Consider the following 18,681-nt stretch of genomic DNA (forward strand, 5'->3'; position numbering starts at 1 on the left):
TGGGGGCGCTTCGCACCCCTTTCGCGACACAAGGCCGCTCCTGCACAGACCGCGCCAAACTCACTGCGCTAAATCCCCTTCTGCCGCTTTCGTCTATCTGGCACCCCCTCGGCTGGATGTCTGCATGAGACCTTTAACCAACACCCGTCGCCGGCTCCTGCTCAGCAGCCTGGGCCTGCTCGGCCTGGGCTGCCTGCTGGCCTGGAAGGCCCTGCCCTACGGCGCACAGCCGCTCAGCACGGTTGCCGTGACCCGCGCCGACATCGAAAGCAGCGTCACCGCACTGGGCACCCTGCAACCAAGGCGCTACGTGGACGTCGGTGCCCAGGCGTCGGGGCAGATCCACACCCTGCATGTGGAGGTCGGCGACACGGTACGCAAAGGCCAGCTGCTGGTCGAGATCGACCCTTCGACCCAGCAGGCCCGGCTGGATGCCGGCCGCTACTCGATCGACAACCTCAAGGCCCAGCTGGCAGAACAACGCGCGCAGTTCCAACTGGCCCGGCAGCAGCTCAAACGCCAACGGGACCTGGCCGCCGCCGGTGCCACCCGCGACGAGGACGTGCAAACGGCCGCCGCACAGCTGAAGGTCACCCAGGCGCGCATCGACATGTTCCAGGCGCAGATCCACCAGGCCCAGGCCAGCCTGCGCAGCGACGAGGCCGAGCTGGGCTACACGCGCATCTACGCGCCGATGGACGGCACGGTAGTGGCGGTGGATGCCCGTGAGGGGCAAACCCTCAATGCCCAACAGCAAACCCCGTTGATCCTGCGCATCGCCAAGCTCTCGCCGATGACCGTGTGGGCCCAGGTGTCGGAGGCCGACATCGGCAAGGTCACCCCGGGCATGACCGCCTACTTCACCACCCTGGCCGGCGGCAAGCGCCGCTGGACCAGCACCGTGCGGCAAGTGCTGCCGATCCCGCCCAAGCCTCTGGAGCAGGCCAGCCAGGGTGGCGGCAGCCCGGCCAGCGTCAGCAATGGCAGTGCCGGCAGCCAGGTGGTGCAGTACAGCGTGCTGCTGGATGTCGACAACCCGGACGGCGCGCTGATGGCCGAGATGACCACGCAGGTGTTCTTTGTCGCAGGCAAAGCCAGCCAGGTGCTGACCGTACCACTGGCCGCGCTGGACGACGGCGATGGCCTGCGCCTGGCGCATGTGCTGACCCGCGACGGCAAGGTGGAACAGCGCCAGGTACGCACCGGCCTCAGCGACCGCCTGCGCGTGCAGGTGCTGGACGGCCTCAACGAAGGCGAACGCCTGGTGATCGGCGCCCCCGGCGTCAGCGGAGGTTGAATGAGCACACCCCTGATCGAGCTGGTCGACATCCGTAAATCCTACGGCGGCGTCGAAACGCCCAAGGTCGATATCCTCCATGGCATCAGCCTGCGCATCCATCCCGGCGAGTTCGTCGCCATCGTCGGCGCCTCCGGCTCCGGCAAGTCGACCTTGATGAATATCCTCGGCTGCCTCGACCGCCCCACTTCCGGCAGCTACCGCTTCGCCGGCAAGGATGTGGCCGAACTGGGCAGCGACGAACTGGCCTGGCTGCGCCGCGAGGCGTTCGGCTTCGTGTTCCAGGGCTACCACCTGATCCCCTCGGGCTCGGCCCAGGAAAACGTCGAAATGCCGGCCATCTATGCCGGCCTTGCCGCCAGCGAACGCCACGCCCGTGCCAGCGCCCTGCTCGGCCGCCTGGGCCTGGCCAGCCGCACCGGCAACCGCCCGCACCAGTTGTCCGGCGGCCAGCAACAACGAGTGTCGATTGCCCGGGCGTTGATGAATGGCGGCCATATCATCCTCGCCGACGAACCCACCGGCGCCCTCGACAGCCACAGCGGCACCGAAGTGATGGCGTTGCTCGACGAGCTGGCCAGCCAGGGCCACGTGATCATCCTGATCACCCATGACCGCAACGTCGCGGCGCGGGCGCAGCGCGTGATCGAAATTCGCGACGGCCTGATCATCAGCGATTCGGCCGCCGAAAAGCCCACGGTCGACAACGGCCGCGGGCTGCAGGCCGACCAGCTGCGCCAGCGCCTGGACCGTGGCGCGACCTTGCACGGGGCGTGGAAAGGCGAATTGCTCGAAGCCCTGCAGGCGGCCTGGCGGGTGATGTGGGTCAACCGCTTCCGCACCGCCCTGACCCTGCTGGGCATCGTCATCGGCGTGGCCTCGGTGGTGGTGATGCTGGCAGTGGGCGAAGGCAGCAAGCGCCAGGTCATGGCGCAGATGGCAGCCTTCGGCTCGAACATTCTCTACCTGAACGGCAAGCCGGCGAGCCTGGGCGAGCAGGCCGGCACCATCACCCTCGACGATGTCGCTGCCATCGGCCAACTGCCGCAGGTCAAGCACGTGATGCCGGTGATCGGCGAAAAGATGATGGTGCGCCACGGCAACAACAGCCAGCGGTTCTATGTGGGTGGCAACAACACCGGGTTCCCCGAGATTTTCAACTGGCCGGCGGTGCAAGGCAGCTTCTACACCGATGCCGATGAAGCCAACGCTGCCGCGGTGGCGGTGATCGGCCAGAAAGTGCGGGAAAAGATGCTCGACCCTGGGCGCGACCCTCTGGGGCAGTACCTGCTGATCGGCAATGTGCCGTTCCAGGTGGTCGGCATCCTGGCCGGCAAGGGTGCCAGCTCTGGCGACCAGGACAGCGACGGGCGCATCGTGGTGCCCTACTCCGCCGCAGCCATCCGCCTGTTCGGCCAGCGCGACCCGGACTACATCGCCGTTGCCGCCCTGGACTCCACGCGGGTCAACGAGGCCGAAGCGGCCATCGACAAGCTGCTGCGCCAGCGTCACAACGGCCGCCAGGACTTCGAGCTGACCAATGACGCGGCGCTGATCCAGGCCGAGGCGCGCACGCAGAACAGCCTGTCGCTGATGCTGGGGGCGATCGCCGCGATCTCGCTGCTGGTGGGCGGCATCGGCGTGATGAACATCATGTTGATGACGGTGCGCGAGCGCACCCGTGAAATCGGCATCCGCATGGCCACTGGTGCGCGCCAGCGCGACATCCTGCGGCAATTCCTCAGCGAGGCGGTGATGCTGTCGATGGTCGGCGGCCTGGCCGGCATCGTCCTGGCCCTGGCCATCGGTGGCGGCCTGATGCTGGCCGAAGTGGCGGTGGCCTTTGCCCTGCCCGCCATGCTCGGCGCCTTCGCCTGCGCCGTCGTCACCGGCATCGTGTTCGGCTTCATGCCAGCGCGCAAGGCCGCCCGCCTCGACCCGGTCAAAGCCCTTACCAGCGAATAACCCATGACTCTGCCTAGCCGCATCAGCCTGTTGACCTTATGCGTATGCCTCGCCGCCTGCAGCACGCCGCGAACACCCGCCAGCGGCATCGCTGCGCCATCCGCCTGGCAAGGCGAGGCCGCATCACCCTCGGTACAACTGCCAACGACACAGTGGTGGCAAGCCTTCGCCAGCAGCGAGCTCGACCGCCTGGTACAGCACGCCCTGCACAATGCCCATGACCTGGCTGCCGCCACGGCGCGGGTACGCCAGGCCCAGGCCCGCGCGGTCATTGCCGGCGCGCCGCTGTTGCCGGAGTTGAAGCTGGGCCTGGACGGCAGCCGCCAACGCCTGCTGCACGGTGACGGCTATGACCAGCTGGATGTCAGCCGCAGCGAGCCTACCAGCACCTCGTTCGACATGCAGCTCAGCGCCAGCTACGAAATCGACTTCTGGGGCGGCCTGCGGGCGACCCGTGACAGCGCCCTGCGCAGCCTGGATGCCAGCCGCTTCGACCGCCAGACCGTGGCGCTGACCCTGGTCAGCGCGGTGGCCGACAGTTACCTGCAGGGCCTGGCTTTGCAGGAACAGTTGCGCATTGCCCGCCTCAACCTGCGCAATGCCCAGGACGTGCTGGGCCTGGTCGAGGCACGCCAGCGCAGCGGGTCCGCCACGCGCCTGGAACTGGCCCAGCAGCGCAGCCTGGTGGCCGCGCAGCAACGCCAGCTGCCGTTACTGGAACAGAAGTGGCAAGACAGCCGGGTCACCCTGGCGACCCTGCTCGGCGACCCGGTGCAGGCGCTACCCACCAGCCAGGACGCGATCAACACCCTGCAATGGCCCGCCATTGGCAGCGGCGTGCCCAGCGAGCTGCTCACCCGCCGCCCGGACATTGCCGCGGCGGAAGCACGGCTGGCCGCTGCCAGCGCCAACGTGCAGGTCGCCCGCGCCGCCATGCTGCCCAAGCTCACCCTCGGGGCCAACCTGGGGGCTGGCGCCAATACCTTTGCCCATTTGTTCGACAGCTCCTACTACACCCTCACCAGCGGCCTGGTCGCGCCGATCTTCAACAACGGCCGGCTGCGTGCCGCGCGTGAACTGGCCGAGGCTGAACAGATGGAGTTGCTGGAGACCTACCGCAGCAGCATCCTGGCCGCTTTTGCCGATGTCGAGAAAGCGCTCAATGCGATCCAGGGCGTGGACCGCCAGCGGCAGTGGCAGGATGAAGAGGTGGTGCAGGCGCGGTTGGCGTTCGACCTGGCGCAGCAGCGTTATGGCGCGGGAGCGGAGACGCTGTTGAGCGTGCTGGAGACCCAGCGCACCTTGTATGTGGCGCAGGACCAGCAGGCACAACTGCGCCTGGCCCGGTTGCAGGGTAGCGTGGCGTTGTACAAGGCATTGGGGGGTGGGTGGCAACTAGAACACCTGCGCGCCCCGTTGTAGGAGCGGCCTTGTGTCGCGATGGGCCGCAAGGCGGCCCCGGCATTATCCGCATCAACGCTGAAATCCGGAGGCTGCTGCGCAGCCTATCGCGACACAAGGCCGCTCCTACAAAAAGGCGGCGCATGCCTCGGGGGCTTCAACGCGAGCGCTGCGCCACCTTCAGGTTGCGCGCATACCACGGCCGCTGCGGTACCTTGGGCCGCAGTTTGTCGAGCAGGTCTTCATCGCTGTAGATGATGCGCAACGCCAGCTTCATGGTCTCCGGGTCCATCTCTACACTGCGCCCGGGCCGCAAACCCGGCACCGTCGAGCAGCCATGGGTATCCGGCCCCAGCCACGGGTCGGCCACCTCCACCCAGCGCCCTGGCGCAAACCATGGCACGCCATTGACTTCCAGGCGCCGTACCTCGCCCGGGTGCAGCCGCTCGTGAGCGTGGAACCAGTCCTCGATGCGGTCGTCGATCCAGCCATGAAAGTGCCAGAACACCGGGTTCACATGCGATGAAAACGGGTCACCGAGAAAATCGTTCTGTTCGGCGAACCAGCGTTCGGCAAAATCATCCGGCGTGCGCGCCGTCGGCACCGGCATGCCGTTGGAGGGGTCGCGCGGCACCGATGCCCAGCGCATGTGCAGCCAGTCGTGCAGGCCCAGCTCCACTTCCGAACCGAACTGGCCCAGGGTCAAGGTGCTCAGGTACTCCGGGTCGGTGTAGCGTGACTCCCAGACCAGGAAGTTGCCATGGAAGGTATCCGGCGTCTTGATGTCGCGCACCCACTGGGTGTAATCCGCATCACCGCTGGCCAGCCAGGTGGGCGGCAAGGCATTGCCGTCATGGTTGTCGAAGTAGCGGGCGAATCCGGCCCGGTCGCGCTCCAGTTCCGGCTGCGGCAGCGGGAAGCGCGTCCATGACGGCAGGTCCTGCAAGGCACGCGCCCTGCCAAGCATGTGCCGGTGCATGAAGAAAAAGTCTTCGCCCGAGCCGTTGCGGTCCTTGTGCCGGCCGCGCGCGTCACGCTCGCGATCACGTGGCCCGGGCTGCCAGCCCAGGCCACGCAGAGCGCCCTGCTTGTCCTTGCCCAGTTTGTGCCATTTGTCCCGTGACGAGTGCCACAGCTGGTGGAACAGGCGATGCTCCGGGGCGGTCAGCCAGGCCAGCAGTTGCGGGTTCAGCGGGGTACGCTCGCGCGCTTCGGGGAAGGTGCGCTTCAAGGCCAGGAACTGGTTGTCCTCCACGGGCAATGTCAGCGCGCGGTCCAGGCGTGCAATGCGCCCGTTGAGGGTGGCCGGCCCGGCGTTGCCGAACCGGCCCCAGACCTCGTCGAGCACGATATGGCATTCATAGCGGGCCTGGGCCGAAAACAGACGCCAGCGCAGGGTGCCCGGCTTGTCCGCCAACAGGTCGCCTACCACGCGGTAGCGCGGTTCCTCCTGCCCTCGCAGGCGCTCGGGGGTATCCAGGTAGCCGCGCAGGGCACGCCCGCTGGTTGCCACATCCAGGAACAGCTCCAGTTCACCCGTGGGTAGGCCGTCCAGGCCCGCATCCTTGCCCAGCAGGGTCCAGCGCCAGATGCCGCGCAGGGTATCGCCCAACTGCTGCAGGCGGGTATCGGCCAACTCGACGACGGCCTCGCCAGGGGTTTCAGGGAACTCCTCGGCGGCACGCTGGCGCTGCACATACAGCGCCCCCAGCGCACCGGGCACCACCACACCCGTCAATGCCACACCGGCGATGAAACCGCGTCGGGAAATCGTCATTGCATACCTGTGCATTCATTGCGGCCATGGAGCACGGCCCGTCCAAGGCTAGAACGTTGCGCGGCAGGCGAAATTTAGCGGCTTGCCACCCCCGCCCTGAGGGCAACTCGGTCAATGTAGGAGCGGCCTTGTGTCGCGAAAGGGCCGCAAGGCGGCCCCGGCAATTTTGCAGAGGTGCGAAGATCCTGGGGGCGCTGCGCACCCCTATCGCGACACAAGGCCGCTCCTACAGAGCCCTGCGCCAGCGACCTGATAGCGGCTAAATTTCCCGGCTGCGAGCTCGTTCACTGCAGGTAGCGGCGGCCTCTGTGCCCATCCCTCGACGGTGAACCTACTGAGACCAAGATGACGACTCCACGCTGGAAGAAAGCCCTGTTTATCAGCCTGGCCGCGGCGGTTGCCGCTGGCGCCGGGTTTGCCGCCTGGCATTACTTCGCCACACCCGCCGGCTATCCCAGGGAGGTGACCCGCCAGGCCAACGACCTGCAGGAACGCATCATCTCGTTCGACAGCCATGTCACCCTGCCGCTGACCTTCGGCACCGAAGGCAGCGAGGCCGACAAGGATGGCGGCGGCCGCTTCGACCTGGCCAAGGCCGCACGCGGGCGTTTGTCTGGCGCGGCCCTGACCATCTTCGCCTGGCCAGAGTCCTGGACCGGTGACGGTGGCCCGCACCGCCCTACCCCAGGCTTCGTCGAAGCCGCCCGCCACACCCAGGAGGTGCGCTACAACGCCATCACCGCCATGGTCCGCGACTTCCCGCAGCAGGTGGGTATTGCCTATACCCCGCAAGACATGCGGCGCCTGCACGGTGAAGGCAAGTTCGCGGTGTTCCTCAGCATGCTCAACGCCTATGCGCTGGGCGATGACATCGACCAGCTCGACCGCTGGGCCGCGCGCGGCGTGCGCATGTTCGGCTTCAGCTACGTGGGCAACAACAGTTGGGCCGACTCTTCGCGCCCGCTGCCGTTCTTCAATGACACCGCCGATGCACTGGACGGCCTGTCGCCGGTCGGCAAGCGCGCCGTGCAGCGGCTGAACGACCTGGGCGTGATCATCGATGTGTCGCAAATGTCCAGCAAGGCACTGGCCCAGGCCGTTGCCCTCAGCCGCGCGCCGGTGGTGGCCTCGCACTCGGCGCCGCGGGCGATGGTCGACATCAAGCGCAACCTCTCCGACAAGGAGCTGCAGCTGATCAAGGACAGCGGCGGCGTGGTCCAGCTGGTGGCCTTCTCCACCTACCTCAAGCCCTTGAGCAGCAAGACCCAGGACAAACTCAACGCCCTGCGCGCCCGCTACGACCTGCCGCCACTGGCCAACCTCGACTACGCACTGATGCCCGGTGACCCGGTGATCGCCGGCTGGCCCGAGCAGAAGGTCGGCCAGTACGCCAACGCGCTGTACGGCATTCTCGAGGAGGAACCGCCGGCCACGCTCAAGGACTATGGCGACGCCATCGACTACACCGTGCGCAAGGTCGGCATCGACCATGTCGGCCTGAGTTCGGACTTCAACGAAGGCGGCGGCATCGACGGTTGGCAGAACGCCAGTGAAGCACGCAACGTCACCGCCGAACTGATCAGCCGCGGCTACTCCGAAGCGGATATCGCCAAGCTCTGGGGCGGCAACTTCCTGCGGGTGTGGGAGCAGGTGCAGCGCGCCGCGCAACCTGTCGCCACCTCATCCCCCTGACCCTTGCGAGCCATTTGATGAACGATCGTCGCACCTTTCTCAAGCAGGCCGGCCTGCTTGCGGCCGCCCTGCCCCTCACAGGCCCACTGCTGCCTGCCGCCCGAGCGGCAGCTGCGCAGCCTGCCACCCCCAGCGACTGGGCCGGGTTTCGCAACCTGTTCGAGCTGGACCCGGCGTACGCGCACTTTGCCAACTTCCTGATCACCTCGCACCCACGGCCCGTGCGCGAAGCCATCGAGGCGCTGCGCGCCCGCTTCGACCGCCACCCGGCCCGCATGGTCGACTGGGACAGCCAGTCGGAATGGAAGCACGAAGCCGCCGTGCGTGAATGGGCGGCCCGCTACCTCGAAGTGACGCCCCGGCAAATCGCCCTGACCGGCAGCACCACCGAAGGCCTGGGGCTGATCTATGGCGGGCTGAAGATTGCCCCGGGGCAGGAAATTCTCACCACCGTGCACGAGCATTCGGCCGCCCGCCATACCATGGGCTTTCGCACCACGCGCGATGGCACACCGGTGCACCGGTTGCGCCTGTTCGACGACCCCGCCAAGGTCAACAGCGACCAGGTACTGACTACCATCGCGGCGGCCATCGGGCCGAAAACACGGGTACTGGGCATGACCTGGGTGCACTCGGGCAGTGGCGTGAAACTGCCCGTGGGCGAGATCGGCGCGCTGGTACGCGAGGTCAATCGCCAGCGTGACGAGCAGGACCAGATCATCTACGTGATCGACGGTGTGCATGGCTTCGGCGTCGAAGACATGCGTTTTGCCGATTTCAACTGCGACTACTTCATCGCCGGCACGCACAAGTGGATGTTCGGGCCGCGGGGTACCGGGATCATCTGTGCGGCGTCCACCGAACTGAAGCAGCTGAACCCGAGCATTGCCACGTTTTCCGAGAACGAGGATTTTGCCACGGTGATGACGCCCGGGGGTTACCACGCCTTCGAGCACCGCTGGGCATTGGGCAAGGCGTTCGAGCTGCACCTGCAGTTGGGCAAGGCTGCGGTGCAGGCGCGGATTCATGGGCTTAATGGCTATCTCAGGCAGCGGCTTGAGGCGCTGCCGGGGGTCGAACTGGTGACACCGCGCAGCACGCAGTATTCGGCGGGGTTCACCTTCTTCCGGGTCACGGGGCAGGATGCTGACGAGGTGGCCCGGTATCTCAACAGCCAGCGCATCGTGGTCGATGCGGTTTCGCGGGATGTCGGGCCGGTGGTGCGGACGGCGCCTGGGCTGTTGAATACCGAGGCGGAGATCGAGCGATTGGTCGATGTGTTGAAGACGCACCTTCGCGGGTGAGGCCTGGGGCCGGTTTGCGGCCCATCGCGACACAAGGCCGCTCCTACAGGTACAGCGCCAAGTTCGAATAGACGCGGTCTACTGTAGGAGCGGCCTTGTGTCGCGAAAGGGGCGCGCAGCGCCCCCGGCGATCTCGGCCCATCACCGGCCAATGACCCGCTTCAACCACTCCCCGACATCCCGGTAAATCCCCTCCACCTGCCCCACGATCCCCGACATGCGCAAGAAGTCATGGGTCAACCCCTCCACCCGGGCAAAGGTCACCGCCGTCCCACCCGCCACCAGCCAGTCACGATAGGCCATGCCCTCATCATGCAACGGGTCATACTCGGCCACGAACAGGCAAGCCGGCGCCGATGGCTCGCACAGCGTCGACAGCAACGGCGACACCCGCCAGTCCAGGCGCTGCTCGCGCTGCGGCGCATAGTGCCGGTAGAACCACTCCAGGGTAGGCGTCTCCAGCAGGTAACCCTCGGCATGCTCGCGATGGGACTCACGCCAGCAGGAGATATCGGTCACCGGGTAGAACAGCAACTGTGCCAGCGGCTTGAACGCCAGCGCCTCGGGCTGCTCCACCGCCGTAATGGCCAGCACCGCCGCCAGGCTGGCGCCCACGCTGTCCCCTGCCAGCACCACCCGGCGGTTGTCCAGGCCCAGCGAGGCCGCCTGCTCAGCCAGCCAGTTGGCGGCGTCCAGCACATCGTGCAGGGCTTTCGGGAACTGCTGCTCCGGCGCCAGCCGGTAGTCCGCCGCCAGCACCGCGAACTCGCCCAGGGCCGCCAGGCGACGGCACACCGAGTCATGCGAATCGAGGCTGCCGACCACATAGCCACCGCCATGCAGGTACAGGATCACTGGCTGCAAGGCAGCACCAGCATCGCCCTGGCGGTACAGACGAGCAGCCAGGCGGGCACCATCGCGCGCGGTAATCTGCAACTCGCTGGCCGTGACGTTGCCGGGCGGGCTCGGGTCGAGTACCTGCGAGCTGCCTTCGAACTCGGCACGGGCCTGGGCCACGTCCATCGCGTGCATGGGCAGGCTCCTGCCCGTCAGCCGGCCAAATTCGACCAGTTCCAGAAATGCCGCCAGATCAGGGTGCAGTGCCATGTGGGTTCCTTGGGTGAACAATGTGACTCGAGCCTCCCTACGGGACGTAGCAGCACACCGAAAAATTACCCGCCCACACGGCTAAATCGTTGGTGCAGGCACTCGTTATCCCAGCACAACGAAAGACCGCCAGAGGCATACCGTGGACCTTCAGAGCATCCTCAGCAAACTGTTCGCCAACGCCCATGCCGTCGGCATCGAAGGCGTTTTCCAGTTCGTCTTCGGCCAGGACCGGGCCTTCTGGTCGGAGGTGCGCGACAGCAGCCGCACCGGTGCCGGCCGGCACAGCGCCCCGGACGTCACCATCGAGATGGCCGAGCGTGACTTCATGGGCATCATGGGCGGCACCGCCAACGTCGAAGAACTGTTCGCCAGCGCCCGCCTGAAGATCAGCGGCAACATGGGTTTGGCCACCCTGCTGCCGCAGATCATCAGCAACGCCCGGCGCGGCGCGCCGGCGACCAAGGTGTCGATGAACCAACGCTACCCGACACCGGCACGCCTCAGCGAACGGGTGTCGGCCGCGCAACCGGTGCAGCGCGAGGTGGCACGCATTGCCCGCGCCGACATGCCGCTGGCGCGCTTCCAGGGCGAATACCTGGCGCACGGGACGCCGGTGGTCATCAGCGATGCCCTGCAGGACTGGCCGCTGTTCACCATGGGCCGCGAAGCTTCGCTGGAGCATTTCGCCGAACTGCAGGGCATCACCCGGCACGGCGACTACGTGAAGAAGACCTTCTCCACCGACCGCGACTTCCGTTCCACTTCCATGGCCGACTTCATCGCCTCGCTGGACACCCCTGCCAAACCCGGCGAAACCCCGGCCTACATGGGCAACAACATCGTGCCGGAAAAGCTGTTGACGCTGATTCGCTACCCGCAGTACTTCGCCCGCGAGAAGTTCATTGCGCCGCGCATCTGGATCGGCCCCAAGGGCACACTGACGCCACTGCACCGCGACGACACCGACAACCTGTTCGCACAGGTATGGGGGCAGAAGTCGTTCATCCTTGCCGCGCCGCACCATCGCCCGGCCCTGGGTACCTGGTCGACCAGCCCCAAGGGCGGCCTGGACGGCTGCGACTTCAACCCCGACGCCCCGGACTACCAGCGCTTCCCGGCGGCGCGCGAGGTGCCGTTCCTGCGCGTGGTGCTGCAGGCCGGTGACCTGTTGTTCCTGCCTGAAGGGTGGTTCCACCAGGTGGAGTCTGTGACCACCTCGCTGTCGGTGAACTTCTGGGTGAATTCCGGGCGCGGTTGGTAGCCGGGATTATCAGGGGGCGCTTTGCGCCCCAATCGCCGGCAAGCCAGCTCCCACAGGGACTGCGCCGACCGGAAGGCTTGCGCTGTACCTGTGGGAGCTGGCTTGCCGGCGATAGGGCCGCGCAGCGGCCCCGGCAATCGATCAGACCGCCGCGATCAGCGCCTCGGCAAAGCGCTGCGCGACCTCATCGATCTGCTCGCCACTGATGATCAACGGCGGCAGGAAGCGCACCACCGCCCCATGCCGCCCACCGAGTTCCAGGATCAGCCCGCGCTTGAGGCACTCGCGCTGCACCTTCGCCGCCAATTCACGGTTGGCCGCCGGATGCCCAAGCGCATCCCGCTGGCCTTGCGGGTCCACCAGCTCCACCCCAAGCATCAGGCCACGCCCGCGAATATCACCCAACTGCGGATAATCCCGCTGCAACTGCTGCAGGTGCTGGCGCAGGCGCTGGCCCATGACCTCGGCATGCTCTGCCAGGCGATGCTCGACCAGGTAATCGATCACTGCCGAACCCGCCGCCATGGCCATCTGGTTACCACGGAAAGTGCCGGCGTGGGCGCCCGGTTTCCAGGTGTCCAGCCAGTCGCGGTACACCACCACCGCCAGCGGCAGGCTGCCGCCAATGGCCTTGGACAGGGTGACCACGTCCGGGATGATGCCGGCATGCTCGAAGGCGAACATGCGCCCGGTACGGGCGAAACCGCTCTGGATCTCATCGACGATCAACGCCACGCCGGCCTGCTCGGTGATACGGCGTACACCCTTGAGCCACTCGATATCGGCCGGAATCACCCCGCCCTCGCCCTGCACCACCTCGAGGATCACCGCCGCCGGCAACGGCACGCCGCTTTCCGGGTCGAGCAGCAGGGTTTCCAGGTAATGCAGGTTGGCCCTGACCCCGGCTTCGCCGCCCAAGCCGAACGGGCAACGGTAGTCGTAGGGGTACGGCATGAACTGCACACCGTTGCCGAGCAAGGCACCCAGCGGCTGCTTCGGGCCATGGCTTCCCATCAGGCTCAGCGCCCCCTGGCTCATGCCATGGTAGGCGCCATGGAAGGCCAGCACGGTGCTGCGGCCGGTGGCGCTGCGCACCAGTTTCAGCGCGGCTTCCACTGCATCGGTACCGGTCGGGCCGCAGAACTGGACCTTGGCCTCACGGCGCAACGCCTCGGGCAGCACACCGAACAGGTCCTGGACGAAGCGGTCCTTGACCGGCGTGGTCAGGTCCAGGGTGTGCAACGGCAGCTCATCGGCCAGTACCCGCTGGATCGCCTCGACCACCACCGGGTGGTTGTGGCCCAGCGCCAGAGTGCCGGCGCCGGCCAGGCAGTCGATGAACTGGCGGCCTTCGACATCCTCCACATGGATGCCACGGGCGCGCTTGAGTGCCAGCGGGATGCGCCGCGGGTAGCTGCGGGCGTTGGACTCCTGTTGTTGCTGGCGTTGCAGCAAGGGTGAATCGGTGAACTCGTACAAGGCACGCGGCGCGCTGGCCGGCGGGACCTGGGCAAGGCAGGAAGCGGTGGACATGGGTGAATCCTCGCAAGCAAGCGAAAGTGCGGGTGTTCGTCGCTTGGAGAACGCTTGAGTGCGGGGAGGATTTAGCGGTTGCTGTGGGATTTTTGAAAGCAGGCCCGGCCTCTTCGCGGGTAAACCCGCTCCCACAGGATTGGCACAGATCTCAGGGTCGATGCAGTACCTGTGGGAGCGGGTTTACCCACGAAGAGGCCGGCACAGGCAATAAAAATCAATGCCCCGAGCGCGCCGGCACTTGCAACAACACCCGCAACCCATCACTGCGGCTGTCGAACTTCAGGCTACCGGCACAACGCTGCACGATCGCCTGCACGATCGCCAGCCCCAGCCCGCATCCACCACTCTGCCCGTTACGCCAGAAGCGCTCGGTCAGGTGTTCCAGGTCCGCCTCGGCAATCCCCGGCCCATGGTCCCGCACCATGAAGCCCACCTGGCCGTCAGCCATCTGCACCTCAAGCTCCACCGCCTCGTCGCCGCCATGGCGCAAGGCGTTGTCCAGCAGGTTGCGCAGCGCCGCCACCGCCAACGGCGCAGGCATGCCCAGGTAGATCTGCGTAGCGGCTTCAGGCAAGCGCAGCACGATGCGCCGGTTGTCACCGCCGCCGGCATCCTGCACCGCCTGCCGGGCCACCTGCTCGGCGCTGCATTGCACGCCATCCTCGAACGACAGGCTGCCCTCCACCCGCGCCAGCATCAACAACTGCTCCAGCGTGCGGTGCATGCGGTCGGCGCCCTGCTCGGCATGTTCCAGCGCCTGCTCGCGCACGGCGCCATCGGTCATCCGTGCCACCTGCAGGTGGGTCTTGATCGCCGTCAGCGGGCTGCGCAGTTCATGCGCGGCATCGTCTGTCAGGCGCCGCTCACGCTCGATGGTCTGGGCAATACGCAGGAACAGCTGGTTCTGGGTTTCCAGCAACGGTTGCAGTTCGCTGGGCATGCCCGCCACCTGCAGCGGCTCGACGCTGTCCGCGCGCCGGCGGCGCAGGGCATCGCGCATGCGGTTGAGCGGCTCCAGGCCCTTGCCCAGGCCGATCCACAACAACCCCAGGCTGCCAAGCAGGGCCATCAGCACCGGCGCCGAGGCTGCCAGCAGGATCGACTGGTTCAGCGCCTCGCGCTCCATGTGCCGGTCGGCGGTGGTGATACGCACATCACCATGGTTGTAGGTGAAGGTGCGCCACAGCGCGTCGTCGATGGTCTGGTCACGGAAACCGCTGCGTTCATCGTCCATGACGCCATCGTGCTTGTGGTTGCTGGCGAGAATCTCGCCACGCAGCGAGCTGACCTGGCAGGCCATGCCGTCCGGCACGCTGAACTGGTCGGCGGAAAAGTGCGCCTCCCCGCCCTTGGCGGTCAGCGGCTGCGGCAGCTGGTCGATCAGCCCGGCAACCATGCGCGCCGAAGCCACCAGGCGCTGGTCGAGGGAGAACATCATCTGCTGGCGCAGGTCGCGCAGCATCCACGCGGCGGCCAGCGCCCAGATGATCACGAAGGCGCTGCCCAGGATCAGGCTCAGGCGTACCCGCAGGCTCATGATGCGGCCTCCTCCGGCGCCTGCGCCGGGCCAAGGCGGTAGCCCAGGCCGCGCACGGTCTCGACGATGCCGTTGCCCAGCTTGCGCCGCAGATGGTGGATATGCACGTTCAGGGCATTGCTCTCGACTTCGTCGCTGAAGCCGTACACGCAGTCTTTGAGCTGCTCGCCGGACAGCACCCGCCCGGGGTTCTGCAGCAGCGCCTGGAGCAATGCCTGTTCACGCCGGGACAGGTCGACCGGCTGGCCGGCCAGGGTTGCCTCGCAGCTGCTCGGGTCGTAGCGCAGCGGGCCGTGTTCGATCACATTCACCGCCCGCCCGGCCACCCGTCGCAGCAGGGTGTGCAGGCGAGCAGCCAGCTCGCGCAGGTCGAACGGCTTGAGCAGGTAATCGTCGGCACCGGCCTGCAGGCCATCGACCCGGTCGGTGACCGCATCACGGGCAGTGAGTACCAGCACTGGCAGCGTCTCGCCTTTCTCGCGCAGGCGGCGCAACAGCTTCAGGCCGTCTTCGTCGGGCAGGCCAAGGTCGAGGATCATCACGTCGAACTGCGCGGCCTGCAGCATCGCCCGTGCATCGGCGGCGTTGCCCACACGGTCCACGGTCAGGCCCTGGGCGGTAAGGCCGGCGCAGATGCCGGCGGCGATCAGGTCGTCGTCCTCACAGAGCAGAACGTGCATGGCGGGGCTCCCGGAATGGTGTGGCTGGCATTGCACCTTGGGCAGATTAAGGGGGGATTATGGACCTTTTGTGGGGTGGAGGGGTGTTCACCTTGCCCCTTGCAGCGCCTGTGAGATCGAGCGCCGCCCGCGCGGCGCTTCGCAGCACAAGGCTGCTCCTACATCTGTTTCGGGCCAATTATTCCTGCACCCATGGCGCGCGGCCCCTTGGGGTCCACCTCGATATCATGTCGGACAAACAAGGCGGTCGCGTGCACTGGCACAGGCGTTACTGGCCCGAAACAGATGTAGGAGCAGCCTTGTGCTGCGAAGCGCCGCGCGGGCGGCGCTCGATCTGATAGGCGCTGAAGATGTTGTGGCGAACACCAGTGCCTAAAGCAACCCCTGCGGCGTATCTACATCCAGCAACACCCCAGCATCCTCCACTTCAACCACCACGCAACGATCCCGATGCGCTTGCACCACCGACCGGGCCCCTTCATCCCCGGCAAGCTCCCCCAGCGCCGGCCAGAAGTCGCGGCCGAAGACTACCGGGTGCCCCTGCTGCCCCGCATGGCGCGGCAACACGATGGTCGAGGCGGTGGCCGCCTCGGCCAACCGACGCAAGGTTACCGATTCGATCCAAGGCATATCACCCAGCAAGATCGCCACCGCCTGCGCCTGGCTGTCACCCAACGACCTGGCGCCGGCAGCCAGGCTATGCCCCATTCCCGACGCCGAATCCGGGCTGGCGATAACCCGGCAATCGGCAGGCAAGGCAAAATCCTCGCTCCACTCGCCCGCGCGCAACACCACGCGCACATCATCGAACACCGCTTGGGCCCGTTCCACACTATGCGCCAGCAGGCTGCGACCATCAGCCAAGGTCGCCCGGCGCTTGTCTGAACCGAAACGCGTGCCGCGGCCTGCCGCCAGCACCAGCGCAACCACGCTCATAGCGCGCCCCGCTCGATGCCGTTGCGCACCCGCAGAATGTCGGCCAGCACTGCCAAAGCGATCTCGGCCGGGGTCTTGCTGCCCAGGTTGAGGCCGATCGGGGCGTGGATGCGGCCCAGTTCGACCTCGCCCAGGCCACCGATCCGCCGCAGGCGTTCGCGGCGCTTGTCGGAGGTCACCCGGGAGCCCATCACACCGATATAGAACGCCTCGGTGCGCACCGCTTCGAGCATCGCCAGGTCATCGATCTTCGGGTCGTGGGTCAGCGCCACCACCGCAGTGTCGGCATGGCAACCGCCATGGGTGATGAACTCTGATGGCAGCTCGCGGCGCACTTCGATGCCATCCAGCCGCACGCCGTCGAGCACTTCGTCACGGGGCTCGCAGAGGATGACCTCGAAGCCCATGCCCTTGCCGAACTCGGCACAGAAATGCGCGACGCTGGAGTACCCGGCCAGCAGCAGACGCTGGGCGGCCCCCACACGCAAGCGTACACAAGCACTTTCACGCTGCACACGCGGCCCCTGGCTGTGGTCATCGGCAAGCAGGCGCCTGCCCTCGGGCAGGCTCACTTCACGCAGCACGCGGCGCTGGCCCTGCAATGCGCTTTCCAGCTCACGCAGGTGCGCTTGCACGTCACAATCGGCCGGCAGGTTCTCCACCAGCACTTCCAGCACGCCGCCACAGGGCAGGCGGATGCTCGAACGCGAGTCGCTGCCATCGCCATAACGCACGATGGCCACTGGCTCGGGAAACTCCCCCCGGCCCACGCGTTCGAGAAAGTCGTCTTCCACGCAGCCACCGGACAGCGAACCCAGCCACTGCCCGCTGGCGTTCACCGCCAGCAGCGAGCCCGGCGCACGGGGCGCCGAGCCATAGGTGGCGAGCACCGTGCACAACCACACCCGCTGGCCTCCGCACGACCACTGCAACGCCTGGCGGACCACCTGTAGATCGAGATGCTGCACCCTTTACTCCGCCTTCAGCTCGGCGAGCTGCTGTACGCTCAGGTCACCGGGCAATCCACCCCAGGCCTGGCGCAGGTAGTTGACCATATCCGCCACCTGCTGGTCATCGAGCTTGTCGGCAAAGCCCGGCATCGGCTGCATGCGCTCGAAGCCGGTGAACTGCTGCTCACGGATGCCTTCGAGGACCACCTTGACCAGGTTGCGCGAGTCGGCCTGGCGCAGCACCGTGTTGCCGCGCATGGCCACGGCGATGTGCGGCTTGCCCTCGCCGTCCACCCCATGGCAGCCGGCGCAGACATTCAGGTACTGCTGGCGGCCGCGCCTGGCGCTGTCGCTCATCTGCTCCAGCGCCACCGCCTGGATGGCCTTGGCCGGCGGTGGCTGGTCGCCCAGCAGGTAGGTGGCCATGGCCGCCAGGTCGGTATCCTCCAGGTGCTGGGTGCTGTGGTGCACCACCGGGAACATTTCGTTGAACATGCTGCCCTGGGCGCTGATGCCGTGCTTGAGGAAGGTGGTCAGGTCCGGCTGGGTCCAGCCGCGCTCGGCCAGGTCCTGGGCCAGCAGGCTCGGGGCCAGGTAGCCACCCAGCAGGCCGCCGCTCAGGCGCTGGTCCTGCTGCAACGCACCGATCGGGTTGCGCGGGGTATGGCACTCGCCGCAATGGCCCATGACTTCGACCATGTACTGCCCACGCTGCCAGGCCGGGCTTTTGCCCTCGGTCGGCTGCAGCTGCACGCTTTTACCGTACAGCATGTTCCAGCCGCTCAGCCCCTGGCGCACGTTGAACGGAAAGCGCAACGCAGTCTGCGGTGCCGGGCGGTTGATTGGCGGCACGGTCATCAGGTAGGCGAGGATCGCGTCCGAATCTTCGCGCTTGATCAGGTGGTACGAGGTGTACGGCATCGCCGGGTAGAGGTTGGCGCCGTCCTTGCGCTTGCCCTCGGTTACCGCGGCAAAGAATTCGTCGGCGCTGTAGTTGCCGATGCCGTACTGCTTGTCCGGGGTGATGTTGCTGCCGTAAATGGTGCCGAACGGCGAATGGATCGGCAGGCCGCCGGCGTACGGCGCGCCGCCTTCGGCGGTGTGGCAGGCCATGCAGTCGGCCGCGCGGGCCAGGTATTCACCGCGCTTGACCTGCGCCTGGTCGGCTGCCTGGGCAAGCGAGGTAATGGCAAGGCCGAGAGCCAGCGCCAGTGCGCTACGAACAAGACCCATGC

At 66.8% G+C, this 18,681-nt stretch carries 14 protein-coding genes; 6 read left to right on the top strand and 8 right to left on the bottom strand.

Going from position 1 to position 18,681, the window contains the following annotated elements; all coding sequences use genetic code 11:
- The first annotated feature begins 124 nt into the window (after positions 1–124).
- Genes C163_RS17735 through C163_RS17745 form a run of 3 tightly spaced genes read left to right on the top strand, consistent with a single transcriptional unit; the run spans position 125 to position 4,684 of the window.
- Complete coding sequence (locus C163_RS17735; protein ID WP_025339984.1) at positions 125–1,297, top strand: efflux RND transporter periplasmic adaptor subunit; 1,173 nt, start codon at positions 125–127, stop codon at positions 1,295–1,297.
- Positions 1,298–3,262: a MacB family efflux pump subunit gene (locus C163_RS17740; RefSeq protein WP_025339985.1), complete on the top strand. Its 1,965-nt coding sequence runs from the start codon at positions 1,298–1,300 to the stop codon at positions 3,260–3,262.
- Positions 3,263–3,265: 3 nt separating this feature from the next.
- Entirely contained in the window at positions 3,266–4,684 is a 1,419-nt protein-coding gene (locus C163_RS17745) for an efflux transporter outer membrane subunit (RefSeq protein ID WP_025339986.1), read from the top strand.
- A gap of 136 nt (positions 4,685–4,820) precedes the next feature.
- Here C163_RS17745 and C163_RS17750 read toward each other — a convergent pair whose 3' ends face one another.
- Complete coding sequence (locus C163_RS17750) at positions 4,821–6,440, bottom strand: hypothetical protein (RefSeq protein ID WP_025339987.1); 1,620 nt, start codon at positions 6,438–6,440, stop codon at positions 4,821–4,823.
- A 345-nt stretch (positions 6,441–6,785) separates the two neighbouring features.
- Between C163_RS17750 and pvdM the strand changes: the two genes are divergently transcribed.
- Both pvdM and C163_RS17760 read left to right on the top strand, forming a co-directional pair.
- The gene (gene pvdM, locus C163_RS17755) at positions 6,786–8,132 is read left to right on the top strand and encodes a pyoverdine-tailoring dipeptidase-like protein PvdM (RefSeq protein WP_025339988.1); all 1,347 of its coding nucleotides are present in this window, start codon (positions 6,786–6,788) and stop codon (positions 8,130–8,132) included.
- A 17-nt stretch (positions 8,133–8,149) separates the two neighbouring features.
- Entirely contained in the window at positions 8,150–9,436 is a 1,287-nt protein-coding gene (locus C163_RS17760) for an aminotransferase class V-fold PLP-dependent enzyme (protein ID WP_025339989.1), read from the top strand.
- A gap of 141 nt (positions 9,437–9,577) precedes the next feature.
- Here the strand turns inward: C163_RS17760 and C163_RS17765 are convergent, their stop codons facing one another.
- The gene (locus tag C163_RS17765; RefSeq protein WP_025339990.1) at positions 9,578–10,543 is read right to left on the bottom strand and encodes an alpha/beta hydrolase; all 966 of its coding nucleotides are present in this window, start codon (positions 10,541–10,543) and stop codon (positions 9,578–9,580) included.
- 142 nt (positions 10,544–10,685) lie between these two features.
- Between C163_RS17765 and C163_RS17770 the strand changes: the two genes are divergently transcribed.
- Positions 10,686–11,807 (top strand): cupin-like domain-containing protein, encoded by a 1,122-nt coding sequence (locus tag C163_RS17770; RefSeq protein WP_025339991.1) that lies wholly within the window; start codon positions 10,686–10,688, stop codon positions 11,805–11,807.
- Positions 11,808–11,948: 141 nt separating this feature from the next.
- Here the strand turns inward: C163_RS17770 and C163_RS17775 are convergent, their stop codons facing one another.
- The 6 genes from C163_RS17775 to C163_RS17800 form a co-directional block, all read right to left on the bottom strand.
- The gene (locus C163_RS17775) at positions 11,949–13,340 is read right to left on the bottom strand and encodes an aspartate aminotransferase family protein (protein WP_025339992.1); all 1,392 of its coding nucleotides are present in this window, start codon (positions 13,338–13,340) and stop codon (positions 11,949–11,951) included.
- A 217-nt stretch (positions 13,341–13,557) separates the two neighbouring features.
- Positions 13,558–14,880: an ATP-binding protein gene (locus C163_RS17780; protein WP_025339993.1), complete on the bottom strand. Its 1,323-nt coding sequence runs from the start codon at positions 14,878–14,880 to the stop codon at positions 13,558–13,560.
- Positions 14,877–15,560 (bottom strand): response regulator transcription factor, encoded by a 684-nt coding sequence (locus tag C163_RS17785; protein WP_025339994.1) that lies wholly within the window; start codon positions 15,558–15,560, stop codon positions 14,877–14,879. Before C163_RS17785 ends, C163_RS17780 begins: the two co-directional genes overlap by 4 nt.
- Before the next feature lie 372 nt (positions 15,561–15,932).
- Positions 15,933–16,496, bottom strand: a complete 564-nt coding sequence (locus tag C163_RS17790; RefSeq protein ID WP_025339995.1) for an NTP transferase domain-containing protein — start codon at positions 16,494–16,496, stop codon at positions 15,933–15,935.
- Complete coding sequence (locus C163_RS17795) at positions 16,493–17,464, bottom strand: XdhC family protein (protein WP_025339996.1); 972 nt, start codon at positions 17,462–17,464, stop codon at positions 16,493–16,495. The genes C163_RS17790 and C163_RS17795 overlap by 4 nt, the downstream gene beginning before the upstream one ends.
- 3 nt (positions 17,465–17,467) lie before the next feature.
- The gene (locus C163_RS17800; RefSeq protein ID WP_025339997.1) at positions 17,468–18,679 is read right to left on the bottom strand and encodes a cytochrome c; all 1,212 of its coding nucleotides are present in this window, start codon (positions 18,677–18,679) and stop codon (positions 17,468–17,470) included.
- Positions 18,680–18,681 lie beyond the last annotated feature (2 nt).

The organism is Pseudomonas sp. FGI182, from assembly GCF_000511325.1.
Classification (GTDB): Bacteria; Pseudomonadota; Gammaproteobacteria; order Pseudomonadales; family Pseudomonadaceae; genus Aquipseudomonas; species Aquipseudomonas putida_Z.